The 19,242-nt window shown below is 47.7% G+C and carries 19 protein-coding genes and 1 other annotated feature; of the genes, 16 read left to right on the forward strand and 3 right to left on the reverse strand.

The features are described from left to right. Window positions 1–132 precede the first annotated feature (132 nt). Both AC0J5I_RS07785 and AC0J5I_RS07790 read left to right on the forward strand, forming a co-directional pair. The gene (locus AC0J5I_RS07785) at window positions 133–837 is read left to right on the forward strand and encodes an NAD(P)H-dependent oxidoreductase (protein WP_475299357.1); all 705 of its coding nucleotides are present in this window, start codon (window positions 133–135) and stop codon (window positions 835–837) included. A 26-nt stretch (window positions 838–863) separates the two neighbouring features. After that, window positions 864–1,046, forward strand: a complete 183-nt coding sequence (locus AC0J5I_RS07790) for a hypothetical protein (RefSeq protein ID WP_107994891.1) — start codon at window positions 864–866, stop codon at window positions 1,044–1,046. A gap of 60 nt (window positions 1,047–1,106) precedes the next feature. Here AC0J5I_RS07790 and AC0J5I_RS07795 read toward each other — a convergent pair whose 3' ends face one another. Next, the gene (locus AC0J5I_RS07795; protein WP_475299358.1) at window positions 1,107–1,646 is read right to left on the reverse strand and encodes a GNAT family N-acetyltransferase; all 540 of its coding nucleotides are present in this window, start codon (window positions 1,644–1,646) and stop codon (window positions 1,107–1,109) included. Between the two features lies 1 nt (window position 1,647). Further along, complete coding sequence (tyrS, locus tag AC0J5I_RS07800; RefSeq protein WP_475305616.1) at window positions 1,648–2,910, reverse strand: tyrosine--tRNA ligase; 1,263 nt, start codon at window positions 2,908–2,910, stop codon at window positions 1,648–1,650. 70 nt (window positions 2,911–2,980) lie between these two features. Next, window positions 2,981–3,196 (reverse strand) — a binding site (T-box leader). A gap of 319 nt (window positions 3,197–3,515) precedes the next feature. Here tyrS and AC0J5I_RS07805 point away from each other — a divergent pair. The 12 genes from AC0J5I_RS07805 (at window position 3,516) to purR (ending at window position 15,815) form a co-directional block, all read left to right on the forward strand. After that, window positions 3,516–4,853 (forward strand): C40 family peptidase, encoded by a 1,338-nt coding sequence (locus tag AC0J5I_RS07805; RefSeq protein WP_475299359.1) that lies wholly within the window; start codon window positions 3,516–3,518, stop codon window positions 4,851–4,853. Window positions 4,854–5,304: 451 nt separating this feature from the next. Further along, on the forward strand, window positions 5,305–6,072 hold the full coding sequence (locus AC0J5I_RS07810; RefSeq protein WP_475299360.1) for a MerR family transcriptional regulator: 768 nt from the start codon (window positions 5,305–5,307) through the stop codon (window positions 6,070–6,072). A gap of 189 nt (window positions 6,073–6,261) precedes the next feature. Further along, a complete protein-coding gene (metG, locus tag AC0J5I_RS07815; RefSeq protein ID WP_107994896.1) occupies window positions 6,262–8,280 on the forward strand; it encodes a methionine--tRNA ligase in 2,019 nt (672 codons plus the stop codon). A 114-nt stretch (window positions 8,281–8,394) separates the two neighbouring features. Next, a complete protein-coding gene (locus AC0J5I_RS07820; RefSeq protein ID WP_107994897.1) occupies window positions 8,395–9,177 on the forward strand; it encodes a TatD family hydrolase in 783 nt (260 codons plus the stop codon). Continuing rightward, window positions 9,174–9,773 carry a ribonuclease M5 gene (gene rnmV / locus AC0J5I_RS07825; RefSeq protein ID WP_107994898.1) on the forward strand — a complete coding sequence of 200 codons (600 nt, stop codon included), beginning with the start codon at window positions 9,174–9,176 and terminating at the stop codon, window positions 9,771–9,773. The genes AC0J5I_RS07820 and rnmV overlap by 4 nt, the downstream gene beginning before the upstream one ends. Beyond that, on the forward strand, window positions 9,770–10,669 hold the full coding sequence (gene rsmA / locus AC0J5I_RS07830) for a 16S rRNA (adenine(1518)-N(6)/adenine(1519)-N(6))-dimethyltransferase RsmA (protein WP_107994899.1): 900 nt from the start codon (window positions 9,770–9,772) through the stop codon (window positions 10,667–10,669). The genes rnmV and rsmA overlap by 4 nt, the downstream gene beginning before the upstream one ends. 264 nt (window positions 10,670–10,933) lie before the next feature. Then, window positions 10,934–11,191 (forward strand): Veg family protein, encoded by a 258-nt coding sequence (locus AC0J5I_RS07835; protein WP_086987295.1) that lies wholly within the window; start codon window positions 10,934–10,936, stop codon window positions 11,189–11,191. A 194-nt stretch (window positions 11,192–11,385) separates the two neighbouring features. Further along, window positions 11,386–12,246: a 4-(cytidine 5'-diphospho)-2-C-methyl-D-erythritol kinase gene (ispE, locus tag AC0J5I_RS07840; RefSeq protein WP_107994900.1), complete on the forward strand. Its 861-nt coding sequence runs from the start codon at window positions 11,386–11,388 to the stop codon at window positions 12,244–12,246. 145 nt (window positions 12,247–12,391) lie between these two features. Further along, a complete protein-coding gene (locus AC0J5I_RS07845) occupies window positions 12,392–13,348 on the forward strand; it encodes a metal ABC transporter solute-binding protein, Zn/Mn family (protein ID WP_475299361.1) in 957 nt (318 codons plus the stop codon). 18 nt (window positions 13,349–13,366) lie between these two features. Further along, window positions 13,367–14,074, forward strand: coding sequence for a metal ABC transporter ATP-binding protein (locus tag AC0J5I_RS07850; protein ID WP_107994902.1), 708 nt, complete (start codon window positions 13,367–13,369; stop codon window positions 14,072–14,074). Further along, a complete protein-coding gene (locus AC0J5I_RS07855; RefSeq protein ID WP_107994903.1) occupies window positions 14,020–14,829 on the forward strand; it encodes a metal ABC transporter permease in 810 nt (269 codons plus the stop codon). The genes AC0J5I_RS07850 and AC0J5I_RS07855 overlap by 55 nt, the downstream gene beginning before the upstream one ends. Window positions 14,830–14,987: 158 nt before the next feature. Further along, window positions 14,988–15,815: a pur operon repressor gene (gene purR, locus AC0J5I_RS07860; protein ID WP_107994904.1), complete on the forward strand. Its 828-nt coding sequence runs from the start codon at window positions 14,988–14,990 to the stop codon at window positions 15,813–15,815. Between the two features lie 106 nt (window positions 15,816–15,921). On the opposite strand, the gene AC0J5I_RS07865 is transcribed toward purR, so the two are convergent. Continuing rightward, complete coding sequence (locus AC0J5I_RS07865) at window positions 15,922–16,455, reverse strand: cupin domain-containing protein (RefSeq protein ID WP_107994905.1); 534 nt, start codon at window positions 16,453–16,455, stop codon at window positions 15,922–15,924. Window positions 16,456–16,661: 206 nt separating this feature from the next. Between AC0J5I_RS07865 and glmU the strand changes: the two genes are divergently transcribed. Then, complete coding sequence (glmU, locus tag AC0J5I_RS07870; RefSeq protein ID WP_475299362.1) at window positions 16,662–18,038, forward strand: bifunctional UDP-N-acetylglucosamine diphosphorylase/glucosamine-1-phosphate N-acetyltransferase GlmU; 1,377 nt, start codon at window positions 16,662–16,664, stop codon at window positions 18,036–18,038. Window positions 18,039–18,134: 96 nt separating this feature from the next. Further along, window positions 18,135–19,115 carry a ribose-phosphate diphosphokinase gene (locus AC0J5I_RS07875; RefSeq protein ID WP_107994907.1) on the forward strand — a complete coding sequence of 327 codons (981 nt, stop codon included), beginning with the start codon at window positions 18,135–18,137 and terminating at the stop codon, window positions 19,113–19,115. The last annotated feature ends 127 nt before the right edge of the window (window positions 19,116–19,242 follow it).

Consider the following 19,242-nt stretch of genomic DNA (forward strand, 5'->3'; position numbering starts at 1 on the left):
GCATCCGGATTAAGCGGATGGTGAGGGAAGGGATTTTTGTTGGTTTTGGACAGGATGAGCGTGCAACTTGAACTCTGGCCGGCAGCTTGTTATGATTCGGATGAAGAACTATTGAGTGAATGAGGTGAAAGGATGCAAACAGTGATCATAGTCAGCCACCCGACGCTGGCTGATTCCAACGCGCAAAGGTTTCTGTGGGAAAGTCTTCCGGCTGAAGGGGTGACTTGGCACCATCTCGAATCGGTTTATCCGGATGGACAGATCGATCGGGAGGCCGAGCAACAGCAATTGCTCCAGTATGACCGTATCATCTTCCAATTCCCGTTCTATTGGTATAGCTCGCCTGCTTTGTTGAAGCAATGGCAGGATGTCGTCCTGACTGAAGGTTTCGCCTACGGAGCTGACGGAAGCAGGCTGTCGGGGAAAGAATTCGGCCTCGTTCTGGCCCTTGGTGTGAATGAACGCGAATACCAAGCGGGGGGCAGGGAAGGCTTCACGATTTCGGAACTGACCCGGCCGTTTCAGGCGATGGCAAGGAAATGCGGCATGGTGTACTTGCCGACGCTCGTCGTTTCGAAGTTCGATTATCTGAGCGACAGCAAGAAGAAAGAATTGCTGATCGCTTATCAGCAATACCTGACCAAAGACAATGACGCTAGTCTCAAGACTTCAGAAAATTGGTTCAAACTCCAACTGCAGTCGCTCGGGAAAGCGGGACTTTCCGAAGCGGATCAGCAACTGGTGGAGCATCTGCTTACCGTTTTGGAGGACAACCGCGGGCACTTGGATGATCTGGCGTGGACGTTGGCGCAGATGGAAGGCAATCAGCTGGGATAAAGGCAAAGGCAAAGCGAGGGGCGACAATGGAGACTGAAAATTGGGTGCAGAAACAACTGGACCATTTAGTGGAAGCAAGCAAGGATTACCGGCAAAAAGCGCTTTTTCAGGAAACGAAGAAGCTTTTCCAGGAGCAGCATCAACGGATGGAACAGATGGAAGGCGAACTGGACGGGCGGATGTGGAGCCCGAAAGAGTGGTCGAATTAGGAAGCGCAAAAAAATAGAGGACAGCTGAGGAAATGTTCAGCTGTCCTCTATTTGTGTTGTCTATCGTTTTGGTGCGAGGGGATATTGGTAGACGTAGTCATCCATCACGAAGCCGCCTCCGATGGGGGCAACGATGGATTCCGTGCGCACAAAACCGTATTTTTCATAGAAAGCGATCGAACCTTCATTGTATTTGTTGACGGTAAGCTCCAGGACTTTTTTCTGTTCCCTGATGGCCAGATCGACCATTTTCTGCAGGATCTGATAGGCGTAGCCTTGTCCGCGGGCTTCCTGTAGCAGGTAGAGCTTGCTGATGAACAGCTTGTCGTCCTGTAATTGGATAGCCAAGTAACCGGCGGATTGGCCCTCGCTTTTGATGAGGAAATAATCCAATTTGCCTGTTTCGATATCCTCTTCCAGGTTTGCTCTGGATTGGATGTTCTCCAACATATAGGTTACCTGCGCTGGTCCCAGGATCGGCAGATAGTACTCATGCCAGATGATGTCAGCCAAGCGGGACAGTTCGTTGATTTGCTCCATGTTCTCGACCGGTTCCAACCGGAGTGCGACTTCGCGCGAAAAGAGTTGTGGGGTTGTCATATCAAGCCACCAATTTAACCAGGAAATATTTCTTTTTGCCGCGGCGTACTAAGATGAAGCGGCCTTCGAAAGAATTTTCGGCAGTGATGACGAATGCCAGATCCGTGACTTTGTCGCCGTTGATGGAGATGGCGCCGTTTTGGATGTCTTCGCGTGATTGACGGCGTGATGGTTCGATGCCGAGGTCGACCAGCCAAGTGACCAATTCCTGTTCCTTCAGGTCGGATTCGAAAGTCGGCATATTTTTGAAGCCTTCAGCGATTTCATCGGCAGTCAATTCCTTCACTTCGCCGGTAAACAGGGCTTCGGTGATTTTGAGAGCGTCCGCCAAGGCTTGTTCGCTGTGGACGAAGCGCGTCATTTCCGATGCCAATACTTTTTGGGCTTCGCGTTTGTGCGGCTCTGTTTCCACTTTTTCAGTCAGGGCATCGATTTCTTCCTTCAAAAGGAAAGTGAAGTATTTTAAGTATTTGATGACATCGCGATCGTCCTGGTTCACCCAGAATTGGTAGAATTCGTAAGGTGTTGTTTTCTTCGGGTCCAACCAGACAGCACCGCCGGCAGTCTTGCCGAATTTCGTTCCGTCCGCCTTCAGCATCAACGGAATCGTCAAACCGAAAGCTTTTGCTTCCGCGCCTTCTTTTTTGCGGATCAGATCCAAACCGGCAGTGATGTTGCCCCATTGATCCTGGCCGCCGATCTGAAGGTTGACGCCTTCATTCTGGAAAAGGTGCAGGAAGTCCATGGATTGCAGAATTTGGTATGTGAATTCCGTGAAGGAAATGCCGGTGTCCAGACGGCTCGCTACGATATCTTTGGCCAACATCGTATTGATGTTGAAGTTCTTGCCGAAATCGCGCAGGAAATCCAGCAGAGTCAAATCTTTGGTCCAATCGTAGTTATTGACTAGACGGATGTCAGCTGAACTGTCGGACAAGAATAGTTTCTTCATTTGAGAGGTCAAAGCATTTGCATTCTCGACGACCTGATCCATCGATTGCAGGACACGCTCTTCGCTCTTTCCGCTTGGGTCTCCGATCGATCCGGTCGCTCCGCCGATCAGGATGACTGGCCTGTGTCCGGCCAATTGGAATCTCTTCAATACGATGAAGGGAATCAGATGTCCGATATGCAGGCTATCACCGGTAGGGTCAACGCCGCAATAGAGGCCAATCTGCTCATCCTCCGTTAATTTACGTAGACCTGCTGCATCCGTTTGTTGGTTGATGGCGCCGCGCCATTCTAATTCATCGATGATATTCATGTGCTTCATTCCTTTTCTCATAAATTTATATGCAAAAAAATCCCTGTCCAGACAAGAAAATACTTGTTTGAACAGGGACGATAGTTACCGTGTTACCACCCAGCTTGCAGAATCATCCCGAAATCGGAAAGACTTTGCCACTCTGACATGTATCGTATGCCGACCGCTTATGCGCATAAGAAAGCTCCAAAGTGTAATTCGAATCCAGGCTTGCATCAGCTTCCACCAACCGCTGACTCTCTGAAGGACAAAATCCCGATTCTACTGTCTTTTTCATCGCTTTTTATTGTATTGGTTAATTGCCGTAAGTATAGCGCAGTAAAACTTTAAATGTCAACAGTGACAATGAAAAAAGTAATGTTGCTGAAATGTTACAAAAGGGGGAGGTGCATGAAATATTACTGATGGCGCTGATTTGGACACATTAGGGGAATCGTTTTACAGAATTGTTACAGTTAGGATACAACTTGACGAAACCGAGTTAAACGAAAAAAAACTATGTTATGATTCATTATGTTGATGAATCTTAAGGGAAACTATAAAAAGTTAAAAGATATATAAGAATTATAACTAACTACAATCGAATGTAAGTGGAGGAATTAGACTTGAAGAAGAAATTAGTGGCTATCGCATTAGCAGGTACGATCCTTGCAACAAGTATAGTAACGCCTTTTACAGCGCAAGCAGATGAAATCTTAACAAAAATCCAACAGCAAGAAACTAAAATTTCTGAATTGGACAGCAAACAAAGTACGGTAGAAGAAAACTTGTCTGCAATCACTGCAGAAGTTGATGCAGCCGAAAAAAGAGCAGAGACTTTATTGGCAAACCGCGTAAAGACACAAGATGAGATTGTTACTTTACAAGAAGATATTGCCGAATTGCAAGTTGTCATCGCGCAACGCGAAGAGCAATTGGATGAACAAGCAAGATCTGTTCAAGTGAACGGTTCAAACGAAAACTACTTGAACTTCATCGTATCATCAGAATCCTTCACTGATTTAGTATCCCGCATCGATGTTGTATCAAAAATGGTTTCTGCCAATAAAGAATTGGTAGAACAGCAAGTTGCGGATCAAAAAGCTGTTGAAGACAAGAAAAATAAAACAGAAGATAACTTAAACGAAATCAATGCAATGGCCATGGAGTTGGAACAACTTAAAGGCGATCTGCAAGTGAAGAGAATCGAACAAGAAAGCGCAGTTGCCGCTTTGGCTGCTGAAAAAGCAACAGCTGAATCCGACCGTGAAATGTTCTTGGCACAAAAAGAAGAAGCTGATCAACGTGCTGCCGCAGAGGCTGCTTCCATTGCCGCCGCTGAAGCTGCCGCAGCTACTGTAGCTGCAACAGTCGCACAAGCAAGTTCAGAAGAATCTTCTGCTGCTGCTTCATCCGTCGACATTGCATCAAGCACGGTTGCAAGTTCCGAGTCAGCAACAACTGCTAGCTCAGCTCCTGCTCAAACAGTTGCCGCTGCACCAGTTGTTGAGAGTGCACCAGTTGTGTCTGCTCCTGCAGCAGCTGCACCAGTCGTCAGCGCACCCGTTGTGGCTGCGCCAGTCGTGACTGCACCGGCATTATCAGCACCAACAGGCGATGTTGTTTCCATTGCTGCACAATACATCGGGGTTCCTTATGTATGGGGTGGAAAAACACCATCAGGCTTTGACTGCTCAGGCTTCACTTCTTATGTTTTCAGACAGGCATACGGCATCGAAATCGGTGGCTACACAGTTCCTCAAGAAAACTCAGGTACGCAGATCGCTGTATCAGCCGCACAAGCGGGAGATTTGATTTTCTGGGGTTCAAGAGGCGCGACTTATCACGTAGCTATCTACGTAGGCGGCGGACAATACATCCACGCTCCAGCACCAGGCCAAACCGTTACTTATTCTTCTTACAACCTTTCCGGCGCATCATTTGCCGTACGTGTTGCAAGATAATCCGAAATTCACGACAGTCCTCCGGGGCTGTCTTTTTTTGCATAATGTAGGAAAGAATAAAATTTCTGTACTCAAAAGTGCATCACCATAGGTATTTCACAGGATTGCAAAATGTTTCATGCGTCCCAAATTGTTGGCTAGCTTCACGGGTTAGCCCTTCGGAAAGGGTAAAGGAACCTCTTGTCTCTGCGAGCCAAGACATACTGTTCGACTAACCTGCTGACGCAGGAAGTCTCTCAGCAATTGCGCTCTGCGATGCTCATTTGCATGGGACTCTTAGGGGTTCATCCCTTAGAGTCCCAGTATAAGGTGACCGTAGGGAACGTTGCGCGGCCAAATTTCCTAAATTTCTTTCAGGGCTGAACGGACCCGTTCAGCTTTTCTTGTACAGGAATCTGTTGACCTTGACGCAACGTCAAGGTGTATGATGAAATCATCGGAGGGGATAGGTATGGAATACACGATCCAAAAATTGAGCCGGCTGGCCGGCGTAAGCACGCGGACGCTGCGCTTCTATGATGAAATCGGCCTGCTGAAGCCCAAACGCACCAGTTCCTCGGGCTACCGTATCTACGGTGAAGTGGAGGTAGACAGACTCCAGCAAATTTTGTTTTTCAAACAACTATCCTTTTCGCTTGATGAGATCAAAGCAGCGATGGATGACCCAGCCTATGACGCGGAACGATCGTTGGTCGCGCATAAACAGGCGTTGTTGGAGAAAAAGGCAGAAATCGAATTGCTGATCAAAACGGTCGAGGCTACGCTGGATGAAAAAAGAGGAGGCAAAAAGATGAGCGACAAAGAAAAATTTGAAGGCTTGAAAAGGGAACTGCTCGACGAGAACGAAAGCCGCTATGGGCAGGAGATCCGCGAAAAATACGGTGAAAAGACCATTAAGGCTTCAAACAAAAAATTTGCGGGAATGAGCGAAGCGGATTTTGACGCGATGCAGGAGCTGGCCGTGCGCTTGCAGGAGCTGCTGATCGAAGCGATGGCTACGGGGGATGCCGGCGGAGAGGCTGCCCTTGCGGTTGCTGCGCTGCATAAACAGTGGCTGAGCTACACTTGGCCGACGTACTCCACGGAAGCGCACCGCGGGCTGGCCCAGATGTATGTCGATGACGAACGGTTCACGGCATACTACGACAAAGCATCGGGCGAAGGGGCCGCCGCCTTTTTGCGGGATGCGATCCACAACTATACTGAAAAAGCTGAATGACGCTGGAAAGGCCGGGAGCGGAACGTTGCTTTCGGCTTTTTTGTGCGTGGATCCGGAGTTGTAGGCGATGGCGGGAGGTTGCCGCTTGTTTCGAATTTCGCGCCCCAACCCTTGACTTTTGTGGTAGAATGGTACGGTAAGTTGCGTACATTCGCAAATAACTTAGAATTCAGGGAGGCGCACTCATTCGTGGCTAAAGAAAAAAATACATTTTATATCACTACTCCAATCTATTATCCGAGCGGTAAGCTCCACATCGGAAATGCGTATTCTACTATCGCATGCGATGTAATGGCGCGCTATAAAAAATTGATGGGATTCGATGTGTTCTACCTGACCGGTTCAGATGAGCATGGGCAAAAAATCGAGAACAAAGCTGCAGAATTGGGCATCACACCGAAAGAATATGTCGACGGCATGGCCCAAGATATGCAGGATCTGTGGAAACGTCTGGACATTTCCAACAACAAGTTCATCCGCACGACTGATGATGATCATGTGCAGGCCGTTCAGCAGATCTTCGAACAATTATTGGCACAAGGTGACATCTATCTTGGCGAATACGAAGGCTGGTATTCCGTTTCCGACGAAGAGTTCTTCACGGAAACCCAATTGGCTGAAGTTTACCGCGATGCCGACGGAAAAATCATCGGCGGGGTTGCTCCGAGCGGCCATGAAGTCGAATTGGTGAAAGAGGAGTCCTACTTCTTCCGCATGAGCAAATACGCGGATCGCCTGTTGGCTTATTACGATGCGCATCCTGATTTCATCCAACCGGAATCACGCAAAAACGAGATGGTCAACAATTTCATCAAACCAGGCCTTGAGGATCTGGCTGTATCACGGACGACCTTTACCTGGGGGATTCCCGTAAAGAGCAATCCGAAGCACGTGGTCTATGTTTGGATTGATGCATTGGCGAACTACATCACTGCCTTGGGTTATGGTTCGGCTGATGACTCGCTTTACCAAAAATATTGGCCGGCTGATGTGCACATGGTCGGAAAAGAAATCGTCCGCTTCCACACCATCTATTGGCCGATTATGCTGATGGCACTGGATCTACCGCTTCCGAAGAAAATTTTCGGACACGGTTGGTTGTTGATGAAGGAAGGCAAAATGTCCAAATCCAAAGGCAATGTTGTGTATCCGGATATGTTGGTGGACCGCTTCGGGTTGGATGCTTTGCGCTACTATCTGATGCGCGAAGTGACCTTCGGCAGCGACGGCATCTTCACGCCGGAAGACTACGTGAACCGGATCAACTATGATCTGGCGAACGACCTGGGCAACTTGCTGAACAGAACAATCGCCATGATCAATAAATATTTCGGAGGGAACATCCCAGCGGCGCTTGCAGCGGAAACGGCATTTGATGCGGAGCTCAAAGCGATGGCGGCGGAAGTGACCGAGAATTACCAGAAGGAAATGGACAACATGCAGTTCAGTTCTGCCTTGTCCGAAACATGGCGCCTCATTTCACGCGCGAACAAATACATCGATGAGACGGCTCCGTGGGTCTTGGCGAAGGACGAGTCCAAGCAAGCGGAGTTGGGAAGCGTCATGTCGCATTTGGCGGAAACGTTGCGCGTCGTCGGCATTCTCCTGTCTCCTTTCATGACGCAAGCACCTTTCAGGATGTATGAACAACTTGGATTGGACTTCGAAAAACAAGGCGCTTGGGAAAATGTAGCCTTCGGAACATTCCCGGCGGACGTGAAGGTAGTCGAAAAAGGCACACCGATCTTCCCTCGTCTCGTTACGGAAGAAGAAGTCGCCTACATCAAGGAACAAATGGGCGGAACAACCCCAGTGGAAGAGGAAACAGTCGCGGCCGAGTGGGATCCGACGACTACCGTACTGACTTCTGAAAAAGAAAAACAGATCAAATATGAAGACTTCGATAAAGTCGAGCTGAAGGTTGCTGAAGTCATCGATTGCCAGAAGGTCGAAGGCGCGGACAAATTGCTGAAATTCCGTCTGGATGCGGGTGACGAAGGTCATCGCCAAATCCTGTCCGGTATTGCACAATGGTATCCGGATCCTGCGTATTTCATCGGCAAAAAAGTCATCATCGTCGCTAACCTGAAAGCGCGCAAGATGAAGGGTGAAATCAGCCAAGGAATGATCCTTTCTGCTGAAAAGGATGGCGTGCTTCAAGTCATACTTGCACCAGAATCGGCAGCGAATGGTTCGACAGTGGCATAAAGGTTTTTGTGATTCAAGGAGCCTGGGACAGTTGTCCTGGACTCCTTTGTCCATTTTAGATGCAGAAGAATCAGGGCAGGCAACGGCCTTCCCGCAGGAACCGGAAAGGAATCTATGGATAAACTATTATTTGATACACACACGCATCTGAATGTGGACGCTTTTGCGGATGATGCGGACGCGGCCATCGAAAGGGCCCATGAAGCCGGTGTCGGAAGATTTGCGGTCGTGGGATTCGATGCGGACACAATAAAAAAATCGCTCGAATTGAGCGCAAAATATCCCGAAATCTACAGCATCATCGGCTGGCACCCCACTGAAGCAGCGACCTATACTGCGGCAGTGGAAGACAGCCTGATGGTCTTGCTTGAAGAGAAAAAAGTTGTTGCCATGGGCGAAATGGGCCTGGACTATCACTGGGACACTGCGCCGCACGATGTCCAAGCGAAAGTGTTCAGAAGGCAAATCGCGATCGCGAAAGAATTGGAACTGCCGATCAGCATCCATATGCGTGATGCCATCGAAGACACGTACCGCATTTTGAAGGAAGAGGATGTGCGCGACATAGGCGGCATCATGCACAGCTTCAGCGGTGACGTGGACTACATGAAGAAGTTTTTGGATTTGGGCATGCACATTTCAATCAGCGGCGTCGTCACCTTCAAAAAGGCGACGGAAGTCCATGAAGTGGCCAAAGCTGTGCCAATCGAGAGACTTTTGGTCGAAACCGATGCGCCTTACCTGGCTCCCGTTCCTTTCCGCGGAAAGCGAAATGAGCCGGCCTATGTACGCTATGTAGCCGAAAAGATTGCTGAAATACGCGGCCAGACATTCGAACAGATCGCGCTGCAGACAACCAAGAACGCAAATACATTGTTTGGGTTGGATGACAGATGAAAATAGAAGAGATCATAGTGGTTGAGGGGAAAGACGATACGAGACGGATCAAGCTGGCGGTTGAGGCTGATACGATCGAAACGAACGGATCGGCAATCAACGAAGAAACCTTGCAGCTGATTGCCCACGCGCAAGCGACACGCGGCGTCATCGTCTTCACCGATCCGGATTATCCGGGTGGGAAGATCCGGGCAACAATTGTGGAACGGATCCCTGGTGTCAAGCATGCGTTCTTGCGCAAGGATGATGCGCAATCCCCGAAAGGCGGAAGCCTTGGAATCGAGCATGCTTCTCCGGAAATCATCAGGGAAGCGCTGAAGAACATCTACACGCAAAGGCAAGCAGAAACGAGCGACATCGACAGGAAATTCCTGGATGAATGGCACCTGGTCGGACACGCTGACTCAGGCCGTTACCGGGAGTTGCTGGGGGATGCGCTTGGGATTGGCCATACGAACGGGAAACAGTTGTTGAAACGCCTGCGTATGTTCCAATTGGAAAAAGAAGCTGTTAACGCAGCGATGACGACCATTTTGAAAGAACTGGATGAAAAGGATAGCCTGACCGCTTTGCGGCAGGAGGAGGAAAATAAATGAGCGGATTAGAATACCATAAGGATATAGCAACACCGAGCAGAACGAACGCCATCTTAAAAAAATACCATTTGACCATGAAGAAAAGCTTGGGCCAAAACTTTTTGGTGGACCCGAATATATTGACGAAGATGGTTGCTGCAGCGGGCATAGATGAAAACACCAATGTCATCGAGATCGGGCCCGGTATCGGAGCCTTGACGGAACGACTTGCCAGAGAAGCCAAAAAAGTAGTGGCGTTTGAGGTGGACAGACGCTTGGCGCCGATCCTGAAGACGGAACTTGCGGAATACGATAATATCGAAATTATTTTTCAGGATATTCTGGAAGCAAATGTTCCGCAAGTCATCGAAGAGCATTTTGAACCGGCCGAACGATTAGTGGTGGCAGCGAATCTGCCTTACTATATCACGACGCCGATCATCATGAATTTCATAGAGACTGATTTGCCGATCGACACGTTTGTGATGATGATGCAAAAAGAGGTCGCGCAGCGTATGACAGCCAAACCTGGAACGAAAGCATTTGGTTCATTGACGATTGCGATCGACTACTATACCGAAGCCGAGATTGCCTTCATCGTTCCGAAAACCGTTTTTGTGCCGCAACCGAATGTCGATTCGGCAATTCTGAAGCTGCAGCGCAGAGCGGAACCTAAAGTCAAGGTTACGGATGAGGCGTTCTTCTTTGATTTGGTGCGCGCCGGGTTCAATCAACGCAGAAAAACACTCTGGAACAATCTGCAATCCCGCTACGGCAAAACGGATGAGGTCAAGGCAGCTTTGACAGCCGGACTTGAAGAAGCCGGCATCGAGCCTTCAAAACGGGGAGAAGCCCTGAGCATCGAACAATTTGCGGACTTGGCGAATGCCTTGGTCAAATATTTGGACGTTCAATAAACTATCAAAAGATGACCTGATATTTTCGCATCTTGAGGCACGATCGGTACGGAGGCATCACCTTCCGGATCCCGTTGCGATGGGAAGGTGATGCCTTCAAGCTGCAATTTTCCGATCAGCAGTTTTACTAAAAATAGGTAAAAAAAGTTGATAAGATTTCTTTAAAAATTTAATCGTTTCATAGTTGCGTGCATACGTCCTCTGTGATATACTTGTAAATTAAATTTATCTGTGTTATACTGTGACTCAGTGAGGTGAAACAGAATGCCGGATAATTTGAGTCAGATTAAGGAACAACTGGAATGTCACTTAGGGCAGAAAGTTATGCTGACTGCGCAAGCAGGACGCAAACGCAAGACAGAACGAAAAGGTATTTTACGGGAAACGTATCATGCTGTATTTGTGGTTGATCTAGACCAAAACGAAAATGCATTTGAACGTGTATCATACAGTTATGCAGATGTTTTAACCGAAGCTGTAGAGATCTTATTTTACGATGAAGAAAAATGCCTGTACGCTTAAATTATGTAAGAACTTATTCCAAATAAATCAAACAGACATCGAAATGTCTGTTTTTTTTTATGGAAAAATCGCTGATGCAGGCGAGAATGCTCATTCGGAAACTAATTCTTGTTTATTGACATATATTTCTTTTAAAAACAGCACGCTTAAGCTAGTATTGTAAGTATAAGAACAGTGGAGAGGAGCGTGGAGCGATGGAATGGATTGAACGTGCACCGGCAAAAATAAATTTGGCGTTAGATGTATTGTATAAGCGGGATGACCTTTATCATGAACTCGAAATGGTGATGGCTTCAGTCGACCTCGCGGACCATCTTACGTTTACTCCTCTCGAAAAAGATGAAATCAGAATCTACACGAACAAAGTGTTTTTGCCAGTGGATACGCGGAATCATGTCTATCAAGCAGTGAAGCTCCTCAAAGACCGTTGTGGGATAAAGAAGGGAATCAAAATCGAAATCGACAAGAAAATCCCTGTAGCTGCCGGATTGGGTGGCGGCAGCACAGATGCCGCTGCAGCTTTGCGTGCGCTGAACAAGATCTGGGACCTGCAACTTTCAGTTGAGGAGCTGATTGTGATCGGCAACCAAGTTGGCTCGGATGTTCCCTATAGCATAGTGGGCGGCACAGCCTTCGTATCAGGCCGAGGGGAAATCGTCCGCAAACTGCGGCCGATGCCATCCTGTTGGGTGATTTTGGCGAAACCGCGCCTGAGCGTCTCGACGAAAACCATTTTCCGACTGCTGGATGTCGAGCAACTACAGCACAAGCCGACTTCCCGCATCGTAGCGCAAGCCATCGAGGAGGGTGACTACGAGCGGATGTGCCAGAACGTAGGCAATGCTTTGGAACAAGTGACCTTCAATAAGCATCCGGAACTGCGCCAATTGAAGGACCGGATGGAGAAGTACGGCCTTGACGGCGTGACGATGAGCGGCAGCGGCCCCACCATCATCGGGTTCAGCAGAAACACCTCGCGCATCAAAAGAGCCTACAACAGTCTGCGCGGATTCTGCGAAGAAGTATACATGGTCCGGCTGCTGAATGAAGATTGAACAGAAAACCGTGAACCCCTCTGAAGGGTTTGCGGTTTTTGCTTGTGAAATGGAAGCGGAATGGTTGACGCGTTGCATCCAATTGTGATAAAGTGTCTATCGGGACTTAAACAGTAATCATTACGTTTTGGAGGAATAATAAATTATGCTAAATAGATTGAAACTGACAGGCATTTTGTCTGCAGCAGCAGCCCTTGTTCTGGTTGGTTGCGGAACGAGCGGAAGCAATGAATCGGCCGTTTCCGAGGATGGGATAAAGGTTGTCACAACCTTCTATCCGATGTACGACTTTGCGAAAAATGTGGTGGGCGACAATGGTGAAGTTTCCGTTTTGTTGGATGCCGGACAAGAATCGCATGGCTATGAGCCGACCCCGCAGGATATCGCGGCCATCGCTGACGCTGATGTGTTCGTCTACAACAGCGATGAAATGGAAACGTGGGTACCCAGTGTGCTGAAATCCATTGAATCGAGCGATGTGATCGTCGTCGAAGCTGCCGAGAATATCGCGCTTTTTGAATTGGAAGAGGCTGCGGCTGCCGAAGAAGAGCACAGTGATGAAGAAGGCGAAGCTGCCCACAGCGTCGATCCACATGTCTGGTTGGACCCGGTGTATGCACAAGAGGAAGTCAACACCATTTTGACCGGAGTCCTTGAAGCCGATGAAGCCAATAAAGAGAGTTACGAAGCAAATGCAACTGCCTTTAACGAAAAATTGGCGGAACTGGATGCGGCTTATCAGACTGCCTTTGAGGCTGCCGAAAACCGCACATTCGTCGTCCAGCACGCTGCGTTTGGCTATATCGCCCGTCGCTACGAACTGACTGAAGTGGCGGTCTCCGACGTGTCATCCGATGCGGAACCGAATCCTGCCAAACTGGCTGAACTACAGCAATTTATGATCGATAATCAAATCACTACCGTTTATTACTCGGACAGTGCATCCTCAAAAACAGCGCAGACCTTGGCTGAAGCAACAGGTGCCTCTCTGGAAGTGTTGAGCCCGCTTGAAGGGATAACCGATGAAGACCAGGCAGCGGGTAAAGATTACCTGAGTGTGATGGAAGAAAATTTGACAGCTTTGAAAAAAGTGATCCAATAAGAGAAGAGGGGAATTCAAGTGGACTATATCGATGTACAGCATCTGTCGTTCTATTACGATGATGAACCTGTCCTTCAGGATATCACATTCCAAGTGCACGAAGGGGAATTCGTCATCCTTACAGGCGAAAACGGCGCGGCGAAATCCACTTTATTGAAGAGCATCCTGGGACTATTGAATCCCCGTGAGGGCAGCGCGACGATTTCGAAGGTGAACCATCGTGGGGAAAAGCTTACGATCGGTTATGCACCGCAGCAAATTTCGTCGTTCAATATCGGCTTTCCGAGTAGGGTACTTGAGTTTGTGGAGTCGGGCAGGTACCAAAAAGGCAAATGGTTCAAAAAATTGGATGAAGAAGATAATACCCATGTAAAAAAAGCCTTAGAATCAGTGGGCATGTGGGAAATGCGCAACAAAAAAATCGGTGAACTTTCCGGTGGCCAAAAACAACGCATCGCTTTGGCCCGCATTTTTGCAACCGATCCGGACTTGTTTGTGCTCGATGAGCCGACAACCGGAATGGACAAGGAATCACGCGAGCGATTCTATCGCTTGCTGAAACACAATTCACAAGTCCACAACAAAGCAATCATCATGGTTACGCATGAGCACGAAGATATCAAAGAGTTCATGGATACCCATATTCAGTTGGTCAGAAAGGAGGATTCGCCGTGGAGATGTTTCTCTATGGATTTATGCAAAGAGCCTTCCAAGCATCAACATTAATCGCAATCATGGCACCCATTTTGGGGCTGCTGCTGATTTTGCGCCGGCAATCATTGATGGCGGACACGCTGTCGCATGTTTCCCTGGCCGGAGTTGCTTTAGGTATGCTTCTTAACATTAATCCGACGCTCACCACATTAGCAATCGTCATTTTGGCAGCAATCGGAATCGAATATTTGCGCGTCATCTTCAAAGGCTATTCGGAAATATCCATCGCGATTCTGATGGCTACGGGGATGGCGGTAGCATTGGTGCTGATGAGCTTCGTTTCCGGGAAGCAGAACGCCAGTGTTGAACAGTATCTGTTCGGATCGATCATCACGATAAATGACGAGCAGATCCTTATTTTGTTGGCTTTGGCAGTCATTGTTGTGCTGTTGTATCTTATTTTCCGTAAACCGTTATATGTGTTGACCTTTGATGAGGACACGGCTCATACAGCAGGCTTGCCGGTCCGAATGATGTCGCTGTTGGTTTCTGTCATCACAGGGGTCGCCATCAGTGTGGTGATGCCGATTACCGGGTCGCTGTTGGTTTCTTCGATCATGATTCTGCCGGCAGCTATCTCGATGAGGTTGGTGCATACCTTCAACGGTGTCATCCTGCTTGGGATAGGCATCGGTTTGACGGGAATGTACGGTGGACTGTTCGCATCCTATCAGTACGGGACGCCTCCCGGAGCCACTATCACATTGGTTTTCGTGGCCATGTTCATTTTGACGAGCATCTATAAGGTCATCGCCGAAAAGAAGTAGAATCTTAACAATAAGATATATGGACAAGAGCGGAACATTGCTCTTGTTTTTTTTGCTGAAATTCGATTAAAAACGAACGATCAGCAATTAAAAGCTTCCATTTTTCAGAAATCAACTATATAATAGGGAAAAGAACGCAATATGAGGAGAGATTTGGATTGAAAATAAAGCGCAGTGAACGGTTGGTCGATATGACCCGTTACTTACTAGAAAGACCACATCGGTTGATTTCATTGACCTATTTCGCTAAACGTTATGAATCAGCGAAATCATCCATCAGTGAAGACTTATCCATCATCAAGAAAACATTTGAAGATCGGGGAACAGGGATTGTCGAAACGCTTCCGGGTGCAGCAGGCGGCGTCAAATATATTCCGACAATCACCAAAGAAAATGCCCGCGAAATTATAGAAGAAATGTGCGAAATCATGAACAGTAAAGATCGTCTGCTGCCAGGGGGATACGTTTATCTTTCCGACATGCTTGGCAATCCGGAAATCCTGCAGAAAATCGGCCGTGTTATCGCGGCTCAATACGTCGACAAAAAAGTCGATGCAGTCATGACTGTCGCCACTAAGGGAGTTCCGATCGCGCAAGCAGTCGCCACTTATCTAAACGTGCCGTTCGTCATCGTGCGCCGTGATTCGAAAATTACCGAAGGCTCCACAGTGAGTATCAATTACGTTTCTGGTTCATCCGATCGTGTTGAAAAAATGGAACTGTCCAAGCGCAGTTTGCCGCGCGGTTCAAAAGTTCTCATCGTCGATGATTTCCTGAAAGGCGGCGGCACCATCAACGGTATGCGCAGCATGATTTCCGAATTCGAATCGGAGACAGTCGGCGTGACGGTATTCGCTGAAGCTGGCTACAATTCCAAGCGTGAAGTGTTCGATTATACGTCACTGATCCGCGTAAACAATATCGACCTGAAAGATCATTCCATCAGCGTGGGCTTGGGCAATTATTTCGATTCACGCACCGATTGATCCTAAGCATGAAAAAAGAGTTGGCCCCTAAACGCAAGTTTAGGGGCCGGCTCTTTGGTGTGTTGGCAAGAAAAAAGTACGAATCCCTAAGAGGGGTTGGGGTAGTTCAGACTTGTTCATTCCTGAAAGAATCCGCTGGAAGTTTTTTGTAGGCCAGTTTTTCCAGAATGTTGCTGCAAGCCGGATAGACTTTCAGCAACGCATCATGAGGCAGCAGTTCAAAATCACGGTAATCGAATCCTGGGGAAACCATGCAGCTCACGAGCGCGTAGTCTCCTGATGGTCCTTCGATACTGCTCCCGAAGATGACCCCTTTCGGAACCGTAAATTGGAAAAGTTCGCCTTTTTCGGGATGGCGACCCATTTTCACCGCCTCGTAGCGGCCGTCGGGATGCAACAGGTGGATCGTCAACGGGCTGCCTTCATGGAAATACCAAGCCTCATCGGATTTCAATCGGTGAAAATGGGAAGGGTTGTCTGCAGTCAGCAAGAAGAGGATATTGCTGTAGAGATAGCGTTCCCTCCGATCCTCGGTAACGATCAGTTCGGGGGAATGGCCGGTTTCACGAAAATAGCCGCCTTCCGCATGTGGCTGAAGCAACAGTTCGTGTATCCAAAATGATGCGGTCGGTTTTATCATTGAAATCAATCCTTTCGATGTGTCTTTCTGTCTACAAGTATATCCAAAATACCGGTCAATAAGAAAAAATGTATCCGTATTCTTCGTATTTCCATTAGAAAATGAAAAGAAGTCTGTATTTATGCACGACATCATATTGAAAAATGCACGTTTTTAGGCTAAGATAATTTAGTTGAAGGAATAAAATGAAAAGATAGGAGTTGCTTATGGCTAATCGTTTTGCAATCATACTTGCCGCTGGTCAAGGAACGCGCATGAAAAGTAAGCTTTATAAAGTACTACATGCAGTTTGCGGAAAACCAATGGTAGAGCACGTCGTGGATCAAGTAGAGGCTGCTGGAATTGAGAAGGTAGTGACAATTGTAGGGCACGGTGCGGATACTGTTAAAGGATGCTTGGGTAATCGTTCGGAATATGTATTGCAGGCGCAACAATTGGGAACAGGTCACGCTGTCCTGCAAGCGCAAGCTGTGCTGGAGAACGAAGAGGGCACTACGTTGGTCATCTGCGGAGATACGCCGCTCCTGACTGCAGACACGTTGGAATCCTTGCTGCAATACCATGAAGAGAAAAAAGCGAAAGCAACTATCCTGACAGCGCATGCTGCTGATCCAACAGGCTATGGCCGTATCATCAGAAATGCGTCAGATAATGTAGAAAAAATTGTGGAACAAAAAGACGCTTCTCCGGAAGAAGTGCAGGTGCAGGAAATCAATACCGGTACGTATGCTTTCGATAACAAGTTCTTGTTTGCCGCGCTGCAATCAGTAGGCAACAACAACGCGCAAGGTGAGTACTACTTACCGGATGTCATCGAAATCCTGAAGAACCAAGGCGAAATCGTGACGGCTTATCAGATGAGCGACATGGGAGAAGCTTTGGGTGTGAATGATCGTGTGGCGTTGTCGGAAGCTTCCGTATACATGAAGAGACGCATCAATGAAAAGCACATGCGCAATGGCGTTACCTTGATCGACCCGGATAGTACTTACATCGAATCTGATGTGATCATCGGAAGCGATACAGTCATTGAACCAAACGTGTTCCTGAAAGGGAAAACAATCATCGGTGAAGATTGTTTCATTGGATCAGGCTCAGAACTGAGCAATACAACAATTGGTGACCGTGTCCAGATCAGAAGTTCAAATCTTGAGGACTCTGTGATGGAATCGGACAGCAACATCGGCCCGTTCAGCCACTTGAGACCGAACAGCCACATCGGAAAACGCGTCCACATCGGAAATTTTGTGGAAGTGAAGAATGCGGTATTGAATGAGGACACAAAAGTCGGACACTTGACTTATGTGGGAGATGCGGATCTCGGTAAAAACATCAACGTCGGTTGTGGTACTGTATTCGTGAATTATGATGGCAAACACAAACACCGTTCCAGCATTGGTGACAATACGTTCATCGGCTGCAACGTGAACATTGTGGCGCCTGTCAACGTCGAGGCCAATACATTCCTGGCTGCAGGTTCGACCATCACAAAAGATGTACCTGAAGGCGCGATGGGCATCGCCCGCAGCCGCCAGGAGAACAAACCCGGCTATTGGGAAAAATTACCGCCAGCCAAAAAATAAAGCAAAACCTTATACATGTATGGTAGAATGATTTTGAAAATATAATATCAGTATGTGTTTAATTTGGTAAAAACAAAAGATTAACGGAGGATTATCATGACAGAACATTACAAAGATCCAAAACTTAAGATTTTTTCCTTAAGTTCAAATCGCCCTTTGGCTGAGAAAATTGCGGCTGACGTTGGTGTGGAGTTAGGGACCCTTTCTTCATCTCAATTCAGCGACGGTGAAATCAAAATCAACATCGACGAAAGTATCCGCGGTTGCCACGTTTACGTCATCCAATCGACAAGTTCTCCGGTAAACGACCACTTGATGGAACTTTTGATCATGATCGATGCTTTGAAGCGCGCAAGTGCCAAAACGATCAATATCGTATTGCCTTATTATGGCTATGCACGCCAAGACCGCAAAGCACAATCACGTGAGCCGATCACAGCGAAATTGGTGGCGAACATGATTACTAATGCCGGTGCTGACAGACTGTTGACACTTGATATGCATGCTCCTCAAATCCAAGGTTTCTTCGATATCCCGGTTGATCATTTGTTGGGAGCTCCGTTATTGGCAAGCTACTTCTTGGATCATGAAGTCTTGCGTGATGACGTGGTAGTTGTTTCGCCTGATCACGGTGGCGTGACAAGAGCCCGCAAACTGGCTGAATTCATCAAAGCGCCAATTGCCATCATCGACAAGAGAAGACCGAAAGCGAATGTTGCCGAAGTCATGAACATCATCGGTAATGTCGAAGGCAAAAAATGTATCTTGATTGACGACATGATCGATACTGCAGGCACAATCACATTGGCTGCCCAAGCATTGCAAGATGCCGGCGCATTGGATGTCTATGCTTGCTGCACACATGCTGTATTGTCAGGTCCAGCCATGGACCGCATTAACAACTCCGTAATCAAAGAATTGATCGTTACTGATTCGATCAATATCCCTGCTGACAAAGTCAGCGATAAGATTGTAGTGGTATCCGTATCACAATTGATTGCCGAAGCAATCAAACGTATCCACGAAAATCGCTCAGTAAGCCCATTGTTCCAAGAAAAATTTGTAATCATCGAATAAGAATCCTGAAACAAAAAAGTCCTCCTTTGGAGGGCTTTTTTGTTTTAGGATGAGGACTGGTATGACATGAAGAGGCATGATGCGGCCGGAAAAGATGAATAACTCAAAAGAATTCATGTTTTCGAGC

It is taken from the genome of Trichococcus sp. TS_SC_9 (genome assembly GCF_056156325.1).